At 69.6% G+C, this 16,702-nt stretch carries 16 protein-coding genes; 6 read left to right on the plus strand and 10 right to left on the minus strand.

Going from position 1 to position 16,702, the window contains the following annotated elements; translation table 11 throughout:
• Positions 1-3 precede the first annotated feature (3 nt).
• Positions 4-1,428 carry a HAMP domain-containing sensor histidine kinase gene (locus tag R2707_04990; protein ID MEZ5244434.1) on the plus strand — a complete coding sequence of 475 codons (1,425 nt, stop codon included), beginning with the start codon at positions 4-6 and terminating at the stop codon, positions 1,426-1,428.
• The gene (locus R2707_04995; protein MEZ5244435.1) at positions 1,425-2,111 is read left to right on the plus strand and encodes a GerMN domain-containing protein; all 687 of its coding nucleotides are present in this window, start codon (positions 1,425-1,427) and stop codon (positions 2,109-2,111) included. The genes R2707_04990 and R2707_04995 overlap by 4 nt, the downstream gene beginning before the upstream one ends.
• On the opposite strand, the gene R2707_05000 is transcribed toward R2707_04995, so the two are convergent.
• The gene (locus tag R2707_05000) at positions 2,104-3,135 is read right to left on the minus strand and encodes an ATP-dependent 6-phosphofructokinase (protein ID MEZ5244436.1); all 1,032 of its coding nucleotides are present in this window, start codon (positions 3,133-3,135) and stop codon (positions 2,104-2,106) included. The genes R2707_04995 and R2707_05000 overlap by 8 nt on opposite strands.
• A 70-nt stretch (positions 3,136-3,205) precedes the next feature.
• Between R2707_05000 and glpK the strand changes: the two genes are divergently transcribed.
• Entirely contained in the window at positions 3,206-4,687 is a 1,482-nt protein-coding gene (gene glpK, locus R2707_05005) for a glycerol kinase GlpK (protein ID MEZ5244437.1), read from the plus strand.
• Positions 4,688-4,696: 9 nt separating this feature from the next.
• Here glpK and R2707_05010 read toward each other — a convergent pair whose 3' ends face one another.
• The 8 genes from R2707_05010 to R2707_05045 are packed head-to-tail and all read right to left on the minus strand — an operon-like array spanning position 4,697 to position 11,746.
• Positions 4,697-5,875 (minus strand): aminotransferase class I/II-fold pyridoxal phosphate-dependent enzyme, encoded by a 1,179-nt coding sequence (locus tag R2707_05010; protein MEZ5244438.1) that lies wholly within the window; start codon positions 5,873-5,875, stop codon positions 4,697-4,699.
• Between the two features lie 29 nt (positions 5,876-5,904).
• Positions 5,905-7,902: a hypothetical protein gene (locus R2707_05015; protein ID MEZ5244439.1), complete on the minus strand. Its 1,998-nt coding sequence runs from the start codon at positions 7,900-7,902 to the stop codon at positions 5,905-5,907.
• A 44-nt stretch (positions 7,903-7,946) separates the two neighbouring features.
• Positions 7,947-8,225, minus strand: a complete 279-nt coding sequence (locus R2707_05020; GenBank protein MEZ5244440.1) for a hypothetical protein — start codon at positions 8,223-8,225, stop codon at positions 7,947-7,949.
• A complete protein-coding gene (locus R2707_05025; GenBank protein MEZ5244441.1) occupies positions 8,222-8,689 on the minus strand; it encodes an SRPBCC family protein in 468 nt (155 codons plus the stop codon). Before R2707_05025 ends, R2707_05020 begins: the two co-directional genes overlap by 4 nt.
• Before the next feature lie 32 nt (positions 8,690-8,721).
• Positions 8,722-9,153, minus strand: coding sequence for a hypothetical protein (locus R2707_05030; protein ID MEZ5244442.1), 432 nt, complete (start codon positions 9,151-9,153; stop codon positions 8,722-8,724).
• Positions 9,150-10,280, minus strand: coding sequence for a glycosyltransferase family 4 protein (locus R2707_05035; protein MEZ5244443.1), 1,131 nt, complete (start codon positions 10,278-10,280; stop codon positions 9,150-9,152). Before R2707_05035 ends, R2707_05030 begins: the two co-directional genes overlap by 4 nt.
• Before the next feature lie 11 nt (positions 10,281-10,291).
• The gene (gene queG / locus R2707_05040) at positions 10,292-11,422 is read right to left on the minus strand and encodes a tRNA epoxyqueuosine(34) reductase QueG (protein MEZ5244444.1); all 1,131 of its coding nucleotides are present in this window, start codon (positions 11,420-11,422) and stop codon (positions 10,292-10,294) included.
• Between the two features lie 45 nt (positions 11,423-11,467).
• On the minus strand, positions 11,468-11,746 hold the full coding sequence (locus R2707_05045; protein ID MEZ5244445.1) for a hypothetical protein: 279 nt from the start codon (positions 11,744-11,746) through the stop codon (positions 11,468-11,470).
• 45 nt (positions 11,747-11,791) lie between these two features.
• Between R2707_05045 and R2707_05050 the strand changes: the two genes are divergently transcribed.
• From R2707_05050 to R2707_05060, 3 genes are read left to right on the plus strand one after another with little or no spacing between them, the layout of a single operon-like run.
• Positions 11,792-12,244, plus strand: a complete 453-nt coding sequence (locus R2707_05050; GenBank protein MEZ5244446.1) for a hypothetical protein — start codon at positions 11,792-11,794, stop codon at positions 12,242-12,244.
• Positions 12,238-13,842, plus strand: coding sequence for a GMC family oxidoreductase (locus R2707_05055; GenBank protein ID MEZ5244447.1), 1,605 nt, complete (start codon positions 12,238-12,240; stop codon positions 13,840-13,842). The genes R2707_05050 and R2707_05055 overlap by 7 nt, the downstream gene beginning before the upstream one ends.
• 42 nt (positions 13,843-13,884) lie before the next feature.
• Entirely contained in the window at positions 13,885-15,651 is a 1,767-nt protein-coding gene (locus R2707_05060; protein MEZ5244448.1) for a DEDD exonuclease domain-containing protein, read from the plus strand.
• Positions 15,652-15,665: 14 nt separating this feature from the next.
• On the opposite strand, the gene trpD is transcribed toward R2707_05060, so the two are convergent.
• Positions 15,666-16,694, minus strand: a complete 1,029-nt coding sequence (trpD, locus tag R2707_05065; GenBank protein ID MEZ5244449.1) for an anthranilate phosphoribosyltransferase — start codon at positions 16,692-16,694, stop codon at positions 15,666-15,668.
• Positions 16,695-16,702: the final 8 nt, after the last annotated feature.

Raw genomic sequence — 16,702 nt, forward strand, 5'->3', positions numbered from 1 at the left:
GCCATGAAAACGCGGTGGGAACGACTCGGCCTCCGCGCCCGCGTCGCGCTCCTCTTCGCGCTCGGCGGTCTGCTGCTGTCGGTCACGATCTCGCTCGTCACGCTCACCTTCAGCCGACAGTCCCTCCTCGAGCAGCGCGAGGACGCGGCGCTCGAGAACTTCAACTTCAACGCAAAGATCGTCCAGGAACAACTGACCGAGGAATCCGACGCCGTCGCCATTCGCGGCATCATCGAATCGCTCTCGACCCCACGGGGCGAGTTCCCCCTCCTGCGTGTCGACGAGCTCTGGGACGGTCGCAACACCACGCGTTTCAACCAGGACAAGCTTCCCGAGTCGCTCGTCAGCGTGGTGGGGCTGGAGGGAGGCAACGCGGCGATGATCCGGGCCGAGATCGACGGAGTGCCGGCCATCATCAGCGGCATCCCGTTGTCCAACAACCCCCGGAACGCCAACTACTACGAAGCCCTGCTGCTCGACGACGTGGAGGACACGCTGTCCTCGCTCGGCGCCGTCGTCGCCGGCGCCAGTGTGGTGACGACCCTCCTCGCTGCGGCGATCGGCGTGTGGGCGGCGCGGCGGGCCCTGTCGCCGGTGAGCGATGTTCGCCGTGCTGCGGAGTCGCTCGCTGCCGGCGAGCTCGACACCCGCCTCGACATGCCGGCCGACCACGACCTCGCCTCGCTGGCCTCGTCATTCAACGAGATGGCCACCTCGCTCGAGGACCGGATCGAGCGCGACGCCCGATTCGCGTCCGAGGTCAGCCACGAACTCCGTTCACCCTTGATGACACTGAGCGCGTCGATCGAGGTGCTCAACAACAGTCGCGAGTCGCTTCCCGAACGCAGCCAACAGGCCCTCACCCTCCTCAACGACGACGTCACCCGCTTCACGCAGCTCGTCGAGGACCTCCTCGAGATCAGCCGGTTCGACGTCGGCACGGCGTCCCTCCAGATCGACGCGCTCGACCTGGTCGAATTCGTGCGCCAAGCCGTGGAGCACTCGAGCCGCCCCGACGCGATGCTGACGGCGTCCCACGACGTCGAAGGCCTGGTCATCGCGGCCGACAAACGGCGGCTCGCGCAGGTGATCGCCAACCTCATCCAGAACGCCGACAAGTACGGCGACGGCGCCATCGACGTCCTGATCTCCGTCGACGACGACACGGTGCTGCTCGCAGTGCAGGACGAGGGCCCGGGGATCCCCGAGGCCGAGCGGTCGGTCATCTTCGACCGCTTCAGCCGAGGGTCCGCCGGCGGCCGCCGCGGCTACGACACCGGCACCGGCCTGGGGCTCTCGCTGGTCGCGGAACACATCGGATTGCACGGGGGTACGGTCTGGTGCGAAGACCGGCCCGACGGAAGGGCCGGGGCCCGCTTCGTGATCGCGATCCCGGTGGGCGACGTGTCATTGGAGGAACTCGCATGAAGCGCTTCATCTCGGTCCTCGCGCTCGCGCTCCTGGCCGTCGGTTGCTCCCTGCCCACCGACGACAGCGCCCAGGTGATCCCCGAAGCCGAACTGGCGCCGTCGCTCCAGAAGGTCCCCACCACCACGACGGCGCCGCCCCCGGAGTTCCAGACCCGCGACTTCGCCTACTTCCTGCTCGAGCAGAAGCCCGAAACCGAGCAGCGCGTGGTCCGCCAGGTCGTCGTCCCGATCCCGGTGGGTTCAGGTTCGTTGTTCGATGCCATCGAGCCGATGGAGATCGACGGCTTCAAGGAGACGATCGGCGCGGATGCGGCGTTGATCAACACCGTCAACCAGTACGACATCGTCGCCGTCGAGATCAACGACGACATCGCGACGGTGTTTCTCGAGTCGCTCGGCAGCGAGCCACCCAACGTTCCGGTGCTCCGCGACGTCGCCGCCCAACTGGTGTGGACGCTGACCGGCGACGGGCAGGTCGACGGTGTCCTCTTCAACGTCGACGGCGCGCCGCAGTCGATCCCCACGTCTGCCGAGTCGGTCGATCGGCCGGTCGACATCGACGACTACGCGACCTACAACGAGCAGAACACAGGCACCACCACGACCCTCCCGACGGGCTCGACCACCACGACGACGACCGTGCCCCCCGACGACTCGGTGCCCCCGACGACGACTAGCTGAAGAACGTCCGGTTCGCGTCGAGCAGCTCCGGGTGGGTGTATTTCAGCTCGGAGATGCACTCGGCCAAGGGGGCTCGAACGACCTCGCCGTTGCGGAGGGCGACCATCGTCCCGAAGTCACGGTCGTGGGCCGCCTCCATCGCTGCGACCCCGTACCAGGTCGAGAGCACCCGGTCGAAGGCCGTCGGTGTCCCCCCGCGTTGCACGTGGCCGAGGATGGTCACCCTCGTCTCGAAGCCGGTCCGGGCCTCGATCTCGGAGGCCACGACGTTGACGATGCCGCCCAGACGTTGATGCCCGTACTCGTCGATCGAGGGTTCGGGGATCTCGATGGTGCCCGGCGCCGGCACCGCACCCTCGGCGACCACCACGATCGACGCGAAGCGACCGCGATGGTGACGACGGAGGATCGAATCGCAGACCGCCTGGATGTCGAACGGTTCCTCGGGGACCAGCGTCACGGTCGCCCCGCCGGCGATCCCGGCCCATGTGGCGATGTGGCCCACATGGCGCCCCATCACCTCGACCACCATGACCCGGTTGTGCGACTCGGCGGTGGTGTGCAGCCGATCGATCGCGTCGGTGGCGATCTGGACGGCGGTGTCGAACCCGAACGTCATCTCGGTGCCGCCGATGTCGTTGTCGATCGTCTTCGGCACACCGATCACGGGCACGCCGTCTTCGACCATCAGGCGGTTGGCACACGAGAGCGTGCCCTCACCCCCGATCACGATCAACGCCTCGACCCCGTTCTCCGCCATCGTCGCCTTCACCCGCTCGACCCCGTCGTCGACCATGTAGGGCGTCATCCGGGTCGTGCCGATGATCGTTCCGCCCCGCGGAAGCAGCCCTCGGCATGCCTCGACATCGAGCGTCCGGAATCGGTTCTCGAGCAGACCCTGATAGCCGTCGAGGAAGCCGACGACCTCGTCGCCGTAGTCGCGTTCGGCCTTGCGGACCACGCCGCGGATCACGGCATTGAGTCCGGGGCAGTCGCCGCCACCGGTCAGCACTCCGACTCTCATCGCATCTCCTCGGGTTGGACGGGATGGTAGCGACCGACGACCCACCACCGCCGGAGTATCGTCGCCGGGCATGGGAATCGTCATCGCCATCGACGCAGGAACCACCGGTGTCCGTTCGTTCGCCATCGACGAGCACGGGGTGCCGCTCGGCTTCACCTACCGCGAGTTCACGCAACACTTCCCGCGCCCGGGGTGGGTCGAGCACGATGCCGATGAGATCTGGGACGCCGTCGTCGCGACGCTGGCCGAGCTGCTCGCCACACTCGACCGACCGGTCGCAGCGATCGGCATCACCGACCAGCGCGAGACGGTCGTCGTCTGGGACAAGCGGACCGGTCGCCCTCGTCACCGTGCCATCGTCTGGCAGGACCGCCGTACCGCGGCTCGCTGCGAACAGCTCGAGGCCAACGGCGCACTCGATCTCGTGCGCTCCACCACCGGCCTCGTGCTCGACCCGTACTTCTCCGGCACCAAGCTCGAATGGCTGTTGGGCGAGGGCGGTGTCGAGGCCGACGACGACCTGCTCTTCGGCACCGTCGATTCGTGGCTCGTCTGGAAGCTCACCGGCGGAGTGCACGCGACCGACGGCTCGAATGCGAGCCGCACCATGCTCTACGACATCCGGACCAACGACTGGTCGGCCGAGATGTGCGAACTGCTGCACATCCCCATGCGCATCCTTCCCGAGGTACGCCCGTCGTCGGGCCGATTCGGCGTCACGACCGCCGACCTCCCGACCGGTGCCGGCATCCCCGTCAGTGGGATCGCCGGCGATCAGCAGGCCGCGCTCTTCGGGCAGGCGTGCTTTTCTCCCGGCCAGGCCAAGAACACCTACGGCACGGGTTCCTTCGTGCTCATGAACGTCGGCACCGCGTGTCCTGAACCGGTCGAAGGCCTGCTCACCACCGTTGCCTGGACGCTCGACGGTCCGAGCGGCCCGGAAACCACCTACGCGTACGAGGGGGCGATCTTCGCGACCGGTGCCGCGATCCAATGGCTGCGCGACGGGCTCGGCATCATCGCCGCCGCCTCCGAGACGGGCCCCCTCGCCGAATCGGTGGCCGACAGCGGCGGGGTCGTCTTCGTCCCTGCGCTGGCGGGCCTCGGCGCCCCGTACTGGGACCCGCGGGCCCGGGGCACCATGCTCGGGCTCACCCGCGGGACCGGCCGGGCCGAGATCGTGCGGGCGACCGTCGAGGCGATCGCTTACCAGAGCCGCGATGTGGTCGACGCGATGGCCAGAGCGGCCGGCCGAGGGGTGACCGAACTCCGCGTCGACGGTGGTGCCTCGGTCATGGATCTTCTCCTGCAGCTGCAGGCCGACCAGCTCGGCGTGCCCGTCATCCGCGCATCCGTGCCCGAGACGACGGCGCTCGGTGCCGCGTACCTCGCCGGTATCGCCGAGGGCGTCTGGGACGGCACTGCCGACGTTGCGGCCAACTGGTCCGCCGACCGGACGTTCTCACCGTCGGCCGACCGGACCCGCGCCGACGCCGACTACGCCCGCTGGCGCCGCGGCGTGGAACGCTCGCTCGACTGGGACCTCGACTGAGCGTCGCCGTCAGCCCAGGCGTGTGAGGGCCCGGCCCAGATTGCGGGTCGCCTGATTGATGCGCTGTTCGTTCTCGATCAGCGCGAACCGCACGTGGCCTTCCCCACCGGGACCGAATCCGACGCCGGGCGACAGCGCGACATCGGCTTCACGCACGAGCATCGACGCGAACTCGACGCTGCCCATCTCGCCGTACTGCTCGGGAATCTGCGCCCAGGTGAACATCGTCCCCCGGGGCGGTTCGATGTTCCAGCCGATCCGGGCGAGGCCGTCGATCAGGGTGTTGCGCCGACTCTCGTAGATCGCCCGCGCCAGATCGGGGTATTCGGGCGCCTCGTTCAGCGTGACCGTCGCCGCGATCTGCACCGGCTGGAACGTGCCGTAGTCGAGATAGCTCTTGAGCTTCTGGAGCGCGGCGACGATCTCGGGGTTGCCGACCATGAACGCCACTCGCCAACCGGCCATCGAATAGCTCTTCGTCATCGAGTACAGCTCGACGGCGACCTCCTTGGCCCCTTCGGCTTCGAGGATCGACGGCGGCATGTAGCCGTCGAAACCGAGATCGGCGTAGGCGAAGTCGTGCACGAGGATGACGTTCTTCTCGCGCGCGAAGTCGACGACCTTCTGCATGAAGTCGAGATCGACACACATCGTGGTCGGGTTGTGCGGGAACGAGAGCACGATCACGCGGGGCCGCGGCCACGAGTACTCGAAGCGCTCCCTGAGCGTGTCGAGGAAGGTGTCCTGGTCGTTGGTGACCGGCATCTCGCGCACATTGGCGCCGGCGAAGAGCGGCGCGAACAGATGGATCGGGTACGACGGCGCCGGAACGAGGACCGAGTCGCCGGCCTCGAGCAACACCCACATCAGGTGGCTGAACCCCTCCTTGGCACCGATCGTGTTGATCACCTCGGTGTCGGGGTCCAACGAGACGCCGAAACGACGGTCGTAGAGGGTCGCCACGGCTTCACGCAGCTTGGGGATGCCACGGCTCGAGGAGTAGCGATGGTTCCGCGAGTTCCGCGCTGCCTCGACCAGCTTCTCGACGGCGATCTCCGGTGATGCCAGATCGGGATTCCCGAAGCCGAGGTCGATGACGTCTTCGCCTGCCCGACGGGCTTCGATCTTCAGCGAGTCGATGATGGTGAAGACATAGGGCGGCAGCCCGTTGATTCGACGGAAATCCATCGTGACAGGCTAGCCAGCCGATGTCGTGGCTAGACCAGAGTTCCCGCGTCGATCTCCGCTGCGGTGGCATCACCATTCGTGTCGATCCACTCGCGCATCCCCAGTCCCTCACCGATCACGAGGATCTGGACGTCGTCGGGGAAGATGGCGAGTCGATCGAGCGTCGACGCCGGGGCGTCGCCCATGACGACGACCACCGGAATCGGGCCGGCCACACCGCGCGGGACCCGATCGGCCAGGGCAGCCGCGGCGTCGGCACCGGCCCGGCCTTCCTTGCGCCGGATCGCCAGGTCCAGGAGGACCTCCGCGCTTTCCCGCTGAACCAGGCGATCGTCGTGTTCCTCGGCGAGATTCAGCTCGGTCGCGGCCAGCATGTGCAGTCGGAGCCGCGCGTCGACCACCCGGCGGAGCGCGTCGCGGCTCTGTGCAACGGCCACCTCGGCTTCGTGCACCGCAGCGCGCTCCTCGTCGAGCCGATCGACCCGCGAGCCGTCACCGAGACCCTCGAGCGCTTCGAGTTCCTCCGCCGCCCGTTCGCGATCTCGCAGCAGCCGCACCGCGAGGTCGTCGGCAGCCATGAGGACGTGGAGCCACGAGTCGCCGAGCGCGACGATCGCGGCATCGCTGGTCAACGAGTCGTGGCCGGCGGCGCCGGCCGCCGCCAATGCGTCGCGGAGATGGGCGGCAGCGGCTTCGCGGGCCACACCGACCGAGGCGGCGTCGACGGTGACCGCTTGCAGCGCCGCCATGACCGGATCATCGGTGTCATCGTCGGCTTCGGACTGTGGATCGAATCCGAGCAACTGGGTCGCGTGCTCGAGGGCGCGGTCGATGCCCGACAGCACGTCCTGGAGCTCGGTGTCGCGCTCGATTCGGGCCATGAGCATCGCGAGTTCGAGCTCGGCGGCCTCGAGTTCGGCCTGCGCCTGCTCGTGTGCCGCCAGCGCTTCCGGAGGAACGGCCGCCATGCCGTTGCCCATCCGGTACGCCGCCCACGTGGGATAGCCCAACGGATCGAGTGCGTCGTGGAACTCTTTCGCGGCCTTGTCGAACGCGTCCTTCGCTGCGCCGCGGCGCACTCCACGGCTGGCCTTCTGTTCGGCCTGGATCATCTTCTCGTGGAGCTCGCCGAGCCAGTCGGACTCGTCCTGGGAGATCTTGCGGGGGACGGCCGCGTCCTCGGCACGTCGGGCGACGCGGCGGGCCTCGTCGAGTCGGGCGGCGACGGCTTCGGTGCCACCGCCGGCCGCTTCCATACGCGACTCGAGTCCGCGGAGCCGTTGGTGCAACGACGACCATGCCTGTGCGAGCGCCATGGCCTCGGGGCTCGGTACCTTGCCGGTCACCAGGCTGGCCCGAGCCGTGGCGACGGCGGCGGCCAGCGCGGGTCGGTCGCCGGAGGGAAGGCCCGCCAGCATCCCGTCGAGTTCTTCGACCTTCGCCCTCAGCTCCTCGATGCGCTCCGGAACGTTGCGCATGCCCGTCCACGGATCGGGACGGTTGGCCAGGCGAGCCGCTCTACCGAGCGCGCCGTCGGCCTGGTCGAGCACGTCGAAGGCCGACGCGTCGACCTGGGCGAGGGCCGAGGTGAGGTCGGCCATCATGTCGGCGCGTACCGTGCTGCTCGCTGCGAGCTCCTCGGCAAGGCCGGCGATCCGCGCGTTGAGATCATCGAGCCGTGCGGTCGCGACCTCGAGGCTCGCCTCCTCGTCGACCGGATGGTCGTCGGCCGAATCGTCGACGTCCTCCAGATCGAGCGAGACGGCGGCGGGAAGACTCGCTGCGTCGATGATCAGTGCCGAATCGGCCGTCTCGCCGATGCGGGCGAGCGCGTCGACGAAGTCGGACTCGACCCCGTCGATCTCGACGGTGCCGTCCCAATCCGGCACCTGACCGAGGGCGGCGTCGTGCGCGAGGCCGACCACCGTCACACGGGCGGCCGGATCGAGGCCCTTGAGCCACGTGATTCGGGGGTGGAGGCGGAGCGGTGATCCCTCGGGTGTGGGCCGCAGTTCGACGAAGCGCATCGGGCACCTATCGGCACCGCCACCGGGCGATAAAGCCCGTCGAGTCAGCTTTCGGAACCCGGTGTTTCCGGCCTGGTCGGCGGCGCCGCGGTTTCGTCCGTCTCGTTCGCCTCGTCGGTCTCGGTCGGGGCGGTGAAACCTCCGACGAACGCCTCGACGACGCTGCGCCCACCGTCCACGATCTGGGAGAACGTCTCCGGGTCCTGGACCACCCGTTCCGTGGCCTCGATCAGCTTCTTGAGCGACGCGATGACGTCGCTCGCCGCCGCACGGACCTCGTCGAACGAGGCATCGTCGTGCGCGGCATCGTCGGGTGTGCTCACCCGGCCCGCGACTCCCCGGCGCGCGACTCCACGTACCGGGTGAAGTCGTCGAGCGCGGTCCGCACGATCCGGGCCTCGGCCCGCCGCTTCACGAAGCCGGGGAGCGGGACCGAGAGATCGACGGCGAGGTGATAGACGACATCGCACGCGCCCGATTCGGACACGACCGGAAGGAACTCGTATTCGCCGTCGAGGCGACGGGTCACGTCGCCCCGTTGGAGACGCCAGGCGAGCCTCAGCGGGTTCGAGCCGTAGAAGTAGCGCAGGGTGTAGGTGGTGCTGCGCCCCATGGCCGCGGCGCGGAACTCGACATCGACGGCACGGCCGTCGTCGTCTCGTGACAGGACACGCGCCATCTTGATGTCGGACGCCCATTCCGGATAGCGCTCGAAATCGACCGCCGCCTCGTAGCAGGCATCGGGGGGCGCCATGATCGTCGTCTGCTCGGTTGTCTGATCGACCATCGGGACCTCCCCATCAGCGGCGCGGTGAGACCCTACCGGGCCGCGTCGGCGCGGGGTGCGAACTCCCCGTGGCGCGCGCACCAGAGCCCGGCCATTCCGAGCCCCCACACCGGTACCAGGATGCCGAACGCGAGACTCGTGAAGACCCGAATGGACGCGGTGACGAGGGCGACCGCGACCTGGATCGCCAACGACGCCATGAGGTGACCCTGCACCCGCTTCGGCGCCGATCCGGCCCCGAAGTAGAGGCCGCCGATGCCGATCGCGACCTCGCGGCTGCGTTGCACGGCGATGAGGAACGCCCAGAACATCGCCACGCTTCCCGCCGCGAAGAGCACCAGCGAGACGACGACGGCCGGCGCTCCCAACGAATCCGGATCGATGGTGGCGATGAGCGCGACGACGGTGAAGACCGCGGTGCCGACCCAGGAGGCCGTGATGATGCCGGAACCGTCGCGGGTCACGCCGACACCATCGCATCGATCGCGACCCGGAGGCGGTCGGCCAACACGTCGTAGCTGAACTCCTCCACCGCTCGCCGTCGGCTCGCGATCGACATTTCGGCCCGCCGGGCATCGTCGTCGAGCAACGTGGCCAGTGCGTCGGCGACCGCGGCATCGTCGGTCGGATCGTCGACCACCAGCCCGGTTTCCCCATCGGCGACCGCCTCGTGCGCTCCCCCGCTACGGCCTGCGACCTGGGGCACTCCCGCCGCCGCCGCCTCGACGAACACGATGCCGAAGCCCTCCTGTTCGAGTCCTCCCCAGCGGGTGCGGCACAGCATGGCGAACACGTCACCACACGCGTAGAGCGCCGGCATGTCGACGTCGGGCAGTCGTCCGAGGAGGGTCACCGGCGCGCCGAGTTCGGCGACCAGACGCTCGAGCCGACCGTGATCGCGCCCGCCACCCGAGACGGCGACGTGGACGTCGGGGTGACGCTCGCGCAACCGGACCGACGCCCGGATCAACACGTCCATGCCCTTGCGCGGCACGAGGCGACTGGCCGACGTGACCAGCGGGCCGTCGACCGGAAGGCCGAGGTGCGCCCGGGCGGCCCGCTTCTGTGCCGGGTCGAGCGGCACGATGCGGTCGGTGTCGACGCCGGGGGGCACGATCGTGGTCGGCAACGAACGCCCGAGCGACCGCTCCCCCTCCGCCGCCGGATACCCACCCGCGGCGATCACGCCGACGGCGCCGCCGAGCACCCGGTTGAGCAGCGTGTGGGTGACCGGGAGCCGTCCCGGAATCGTGACCTCGGCACCGTGCAACACGACGCCGTAGGGCACATCGAGATGCGGACCGATCAGGCCGACCGGCACCGCCGGATCGAGGATGACCAGCTCGGCGCCGTACTCGCCAGCCAGGGCGTTGACCCGACGGGTCAGCACGGGCTGGGGCAGCAACCATGGTTCGCGGCTGCGCACGATGGTGAACGCCTGGTCGGCGTCGAATGCCGCTGTGCCCTCGTAGGGCGTCGTGTGCACGATCACGTCGTCGGACGGCAGCCGGCGCCACAGCTCCCAGAGGTAGCTCTGGATGCCTCCGACCTTGGGCGGAAAGTCATTGGTGACGAGGAGGTGACGCACCACAGCGGCGGACCCTACGCCGTCGCGGGCCCGGACGGGACGTCGGCGAGCGGCACGTGAGGGCGCTCGAGCTCACGCCGAACATCGAGATCGGGGTCGTCGACAACCGCGGCGAGCAGGCCATCGAGGCCGAGTCGACGCGCCGCCCACACGCCATGGGCCCGCACCAGCGGCCGCTCGTCGCCGAGCGCGGAACGCACCGCGGCGACGACCCGGGGGTCGCGTGAGTCGCCGATGTTGGCGAGTACGACGAGCAGATTGCGGCGCAGGTAGACGGGATCCCGATCGGGGATGTACCAGCGTCCGAGCCGCTCCATGAGCCGGTCGTCGGGGAGGGCGAGCGCGTCGAGCAGGGGCACCCAGGCCCCGTCGTCGCCGGCGTCGGACGGGCGACGACGACGGACCTGGTTGGGCGGGCACACGTCCTGGCAGTCGTCGCAGCCGTAGAGCCGGTCACCGAGTGCCACCCGGTAGTCGACGGGGAACGGGCCGTCGGTCTGGAGCAGCCACGCGAGACAACGGGCGCCGTCGATCACCCCCGGCTCGATGATCGCGCCGGTCGGACAGCCGTCGAGGCACTTGGTGCAGGAACGGCACCCGTCGTCGACCATCGGTGCCGGTGGGACCACGACGGGTGCATCGGTGAGCACGGAGCCGAGCACGACGAGGCTGCCCACACCGGGCACGAGCACGTTGCTGCTCTTGCCCCACCACCCGATGCCGGCACGATGCGCCGCGGCGCGGTCGACCAGATGGTTCTGATCGGCGAGCACGATGGCCCGGTATCCGGCCGATCGCAGCACCGCCGCCATGGCATCGAGCCCGCGCCGCAGCTCGGCGTAGTGATCCTCCCAGGAATAGGCGGCGACGCGCCCGACCGGGCCGCGGTCTGGGCGAGGGGGCTCGAGGCGTTGATAGTCGTAGGCCCCGACGATGAGTGTGGTGGCGCCGGGCAGTGAGCGCGCGGGGTCGGTGGACCGGGCCGGATTGCGATAGGTGAACTGCATCCCGGCATCGAGACCCCGCGCCTTGCGCGTCTCCAGATCACGGAGCGTCGCGGGAAACGGGTCGGCGGTCGTCGCGCCGACGGCACACAGCCCGGCATCGAGACCGATCGTTTCGAGTTCGGCGAGGGTCGCGACCACACGGCCATCGTGGCACGACTCTGCGGTCGCGCAGCGGTGGACGGCTCACGCGACGCCGGGGCGCGGGGTGAAACGGCTTGCCGGCACGAGCCCCGCATCGGCCAACAGCTCCACGGCCCGCTTCTCGTCGGCGTCGAGCACGACGGGAGTGCCGATCTCGTGGCCGACGAGATAGCTCACGACACAGTCGTCGCACGCATCGGTCTCTCGGACCTCGCACACCGCACAGTCGATCGTGAGGGCGGGAGGGGCGCCACGGTGCTCGGTGGAATCGAGACAGTCGACGCCGGTGGGAACCAGGCGGAGGTGGGAAGTGTGTGCCATGTCCCGACCCTACGGATGGGGTGTGACACCACTAGATTTCCCGCCGTGCCCGTTTCCCGCCGCGATGCCCTCCGACTCGGTTCCGGCGGTGCCCTGGCCCTCGTGATCGGTGGTGGCGCCGGCTTGCTCGACCGCCGCAACGGCGACGACGTCACGACCGACCCGATCGCACCGCCCGGTTCCTCCACGACCACGACGACGAGCACGACGACCACCACCGGGGCGCCGGTGGTCATCCCCGATCTCCCCGACGCCGTCGATCCCGCGATCGTCGCCCTCGGCGAGCGGGTCATCGCCACCACGGGCGAGAGCGACCTCACCGCCCTGCTCGCAGCCCTTCCGGGGGTGAGTGACGACCCGCTGGTCGACGCCGCCGCGGTCGTGCGCGCCGAGTTCGCATCGAGCGACACTGTCGACGTCGACGGCTGGATCCTCGCCGTGTCGGAAGCCCGAGCCGCCGCCGTCATCGCCCTGCTCTGCGCGACCGCCGAATGCTGACCGACGCCCGTTCGCTCGACTCCGGCACCCGCCGCGAGGTCGACATCTGTGTGATCGGCGCCGGCGCGGCCGGCATCACGCTGGCGCTGGAACTCGACGGCAGCGGACTGTCGGTGCTGGTGCTCGAGTCCGGCGGTACCGACCTCGAGCCGGCCACCCAGGACCTCCACGCCGGCGAGGTCGTCGGCCGGCCCCTCACCACGCTCGACAGCACCGTGCGCCTCGATCAGACCCGGCTCCGGTACCTCGGCGGCACCACCAACCACTGGGCGGGCTTTTGCCGGCAGTTGCATCCGATCGACTTCGAGGAGCGCGACGGGCTCCGCCTCTCGGGCTGGCCGATCGCCCACGCCGACGTCCTTCCCTACTGGGACCGCGCGACCGAGTGGGTACGGATCACCGACAACGACTTCCGCGTCGAGACCTGGGAAGAACGGCTGGGTCTCCCGGCGCCGACCCTGCGCACCGACAAGGTCGAGCCATTCGTCTTCCAGACCACCTACCCGACCGTGTTCGGGCGGCTCTATCGCCGAGAGATGGAGGCCAGCGAGAACGTCGAGGTGATGCTGCACGCCAATGTCGTCAACCTGGCGACCGACACGGGGAGGTCCGTACGGGCCGTCGACGTCCGCACCCTCGAGGGAACCGCCCTCGAGGTCACCGCGTCGGCCTTCGTGCTGGCGACGGGCGGGATCGAGAATGCCCGCATCCTGCTGTCGTCGACCGATGCCGATCCGGGCGGCCTCGCCAACGGCACCGACCAGGTGGGCCGGCACTTCGCCGAGCACCTACAGGTCTACGCCGGCTTCGGTGTCGCCGCCGACGGCCCCGAGGAGCTGGCCGGGCTCACGGGCGGCGAGGTGGCGATCGAGTCCGGACGCCACGCCGGCGCCCGCCACGGCGTCAAGTACGCGATCGGGCTGACCGACGACCATCTGCGATCGACCGACACCACCGGCGTCGAGGTCCAGATCCTCGCCGGCGACCTCGCGACGGCGGGCCCATTCGAACCCGAGGACGCCATCGACACGACCGACGTCGGCGCGCTGCTCGGCCACCAGTCCACGCCGCCGGGCAGCGCGATCTACCTGCAGGCACTCGCGGAGCAGGAACTCGACCCGGAGAGCCGGGTCGGTCTCGGCGCCGCCACCGACGCCCTGGGCATGCGGCGTGTCGAGCTCGACTGGCGCTACAGCGCCGCCGACCGGGCCCGCATCGTCGACGGACTCCGCACGATCGCCGAGGCCGCCGGCGAGACGGGGTGGGGCCGGATGCAGCTGCTGCCGGGCGGCGTCCACGCCGACGCGGTCGACAACATGATCCGCGGCGAGTTCCTCACCGTCTACCGCTCAGCGCCGTCAGAACGCGATCTCGAGAACTTCCCGATCGGTATCGGCTACCACCACATGTGCACGACGCGGATGTCCACCGATCCCGCGGTCGGTGTGGTCGATGCCGACTGCCGAGCCCACGAGGTCGACAACCTCTGGATCGCCGGAAGCTCGGTCTTCGGCACTCCCGGGGTCGCGACACCGACCTTCACCATCGTCGCTCTCGCCATCCGGCTGGCCGATCATCTGAAGGCGGTCCTCGCGTAGCGGCCACTTGACGGCGAACGGACGTTCGACCATCCTGGACCGATGCCCGAACAGACGTTCGTCGAGTCACAGCGCAGTTTCGACGACCTCGGCACCGCATTGCACGAGGTCACGTTCGTCGTGATCGATCTCGAGACCACCGGCGGGTCCGCCACCGACTGTGCGATCACCGAGGTCGGCGCCGTGAAGCTGAAGGGCGGCGAGTGCCTCGGCACCTATCAGACACTCGTCGACCCGGGCTGTGCGATCCCTCCCCAGATCACGATGATCACCGGCATCACCGAAGCGATGGTGATGCGGGCGCCGAGGATGGAAGCGGTGATGCCGTCGTTGCTCGAGTTCATCGGCGATGCCGTGATCGTCGGCCACAACATCCGCTTCGACCTCGGATTCCTCAACGCCGCCCTCGAGCAGCAGGGACGCCCTCGGCTCGCCCACCGCTCGATCGACACCCTCGCGCTGGCCCGTCGGCTCCTGCGAGACGAGGTGCCGAACTGCAAGCTCGGCACCCTGGCCGACCGGCTGCGTCTGTCACACGCGCCGAGCCATCGCGCGCTCGACGACGCCCTGGCCACCGGCGATCTGCTCCACCACCTGCTGGAGCGGGTCGGGTCGCTCGGTGTCACCGGGCTCGACGACCTCCTCGTGCTGCCGAAGCTGGCCGGGAGTGCCCAGGCCCGCAAGCTCCCGCTCACCGACGGACTCCCCCGGGAACCGGGCGTCTACCTGTTCGTCGATGCCCGCGGCGAGATCCTCTATGTCGGCAAGGCCGCCAACCTCCGCTCCCGGGTACGCAGCTACTTCTCGACCGACGAACGCCGCAAGGTCGGTCAACTCCTGCGCGAAACCGCCCGCATCGACCACCACGTCTGTCGCAACGGGCTCGAGGCCGCCGTGCTCGAACTCCGCCTCATCCACCGTCATCTCCCCCGCTACAACCGGCAGGGCACGAAGTCGAGCACCTACCCCTACGTGAAGCTCACGCTCGACGAGCGCTACCCGCGGCTCTCGGTCGTTCGGGTCGTGAAGGACGACGGTGGGCTCTACCTGGGCCCGGTCTCGTCGACCAAGCGGGCGAAGCGCATCATCGAAGCGATCGAATCGGCCGCACCCATCCGCCGCTGCACCGCACGATCGAGCAGTGCACTCAGTCGTCCCACATGTGCCCCGGCCCAGATCGGCGTTGCCGCGTGCCCGTGCTCCGGTGCGATCTCCGACGACGACTACGCCCGTGTGGTCGACGACCTGGTCGACACGCTCACGCGCGATCCCGCGCGTCTGCTGGCCCCCCTCGGCGAACGCATCGAGATGCTGGCCCGAGATGAACGCTACGAAGAGGCGGCCGACGTCCGCGACCGGGCCGAGGCGCTGGCCGGAGCGCTCCGACGCACGCGTCGCTTCGACCTGCTCCGCCGAGCCGGCGACGTGCGCGTGTCGATCGGCGATGCCTGGGTCGAGCTCCACCACGGCCTGCTGACGGCCTGCGGGGCCGAGGGCGAGACCGGTTCACTCTGGGGCGACGGCCTCGCGGTCGATCCTCCGACCGCGTCGAGCAGTGGCCCGGGCCGACTCCCCGTCCCGGGCCGCGACGAGGCCGACGAGTTGTTGACCATCGCCGCGTGGCTCGACCGCAACGCCGCCAAGATCCGCCTCGATCACGTCAGTGGTGTGCTCGTCGAGCCGCTCCCACGCATCCCGTCCTACGCACCGCAGGGCAAGGGACCGGCCCGCCGCACGACCGAACGAACCGGGGTCGGCGCACCCGCCGGGCATCGGCGACGCGGTCGGATCCCGGTGCGGCGGGTCTAGCGCGACCCGCTCCCTCAGCCGGCGAGTGCGGCGACCTTTGCTGCGGCGCGGCCGTCGTCGATCGCTGCTGCAGCGGCTTCGATCCCGGCGCCGAGGTCGGCGACCACGCCGGCGGCGAGCAGGCCGGCCGCGGCGTTGAGCACGACGATGTCGCGCTTCGGGCCCGGCTCTCCGGCGAACACCGCCCGGGCGATCTCTGCGTTGCGCACTGCGTCGCCACCCGCCAGGTCCTCGGGCGTCGCCGGGGCGAGGCCCAACGCAGCGGCGTCGACGGCGATCTCGGTGATCTTACCGCCGTCGAGCGAGAGCATCTTCGACGGCCCGGTGGTCGTCAGCTCGTCGAGGTCGCCTTCGCCGTGGACGACCAGTGCCCGCTGCGACCCGGTCGCCTGCAAGACCCGGATCATCCGGTCGGCGATCGCCCAGTCGGCGACGCCGATCACCTGGCGGGTGAGGCGCCCCGGGTGGCTGAGCGGACCGAGGATGTTGAACACCGTCGGGATGCCGAGCTCGGCCCGCACCGGGCCGACGTGGCGCATCGCCGGATGGAAGGTCCGGGCGAAGGCGAACCCGATCCGATGGTCGCGCACCTGGGCCTCGAGGGCCTCGGGGGCCACGTCGACATCGACCCCCAACTGTTCGAGCAGATCGAAGCTCCCGGATGTCGACGACGCCTTGCGATTGCCGTGCTTGCAGACGGTGGCACCGGCGGCCGCGGCGACGAACGCGGCCATGGTCGACACGTTCAAGGCGTGTTTCCGACGGGTCGGCGCGCCGCCCACCCCCACGATGTCGATCGTGTTCTCAGGCACCGAGAGCGGCGTGGCGGCGTCGGTCATCGCACCTTGGAGGCCGGTCAACTCCTCGACGGTCTCGCCCTTGATCCGCAGACCGACGATGAACGCGGCGATCTGCGCATCGGTCGCGTCGCCGGCGAGGATCGTGCCGAGGACTGATCGGGTGGCATCGGAGGTGAGGTCGTTGCCGTTCGCCAGGGTGCCGAGTATCCCGGGCCAGCCACCGTGGGCGTCGAGTGTGCTCATTCGGAGGA

This window comes from Acidimicrobiales bacterium (assembly GCA_041394245.1).
GTDB lineage: Bacteria > Actinomycetota > Acidimicrobiia > Acidimicrobiales > Aldehydirespiratoraceae > JAJRXC01.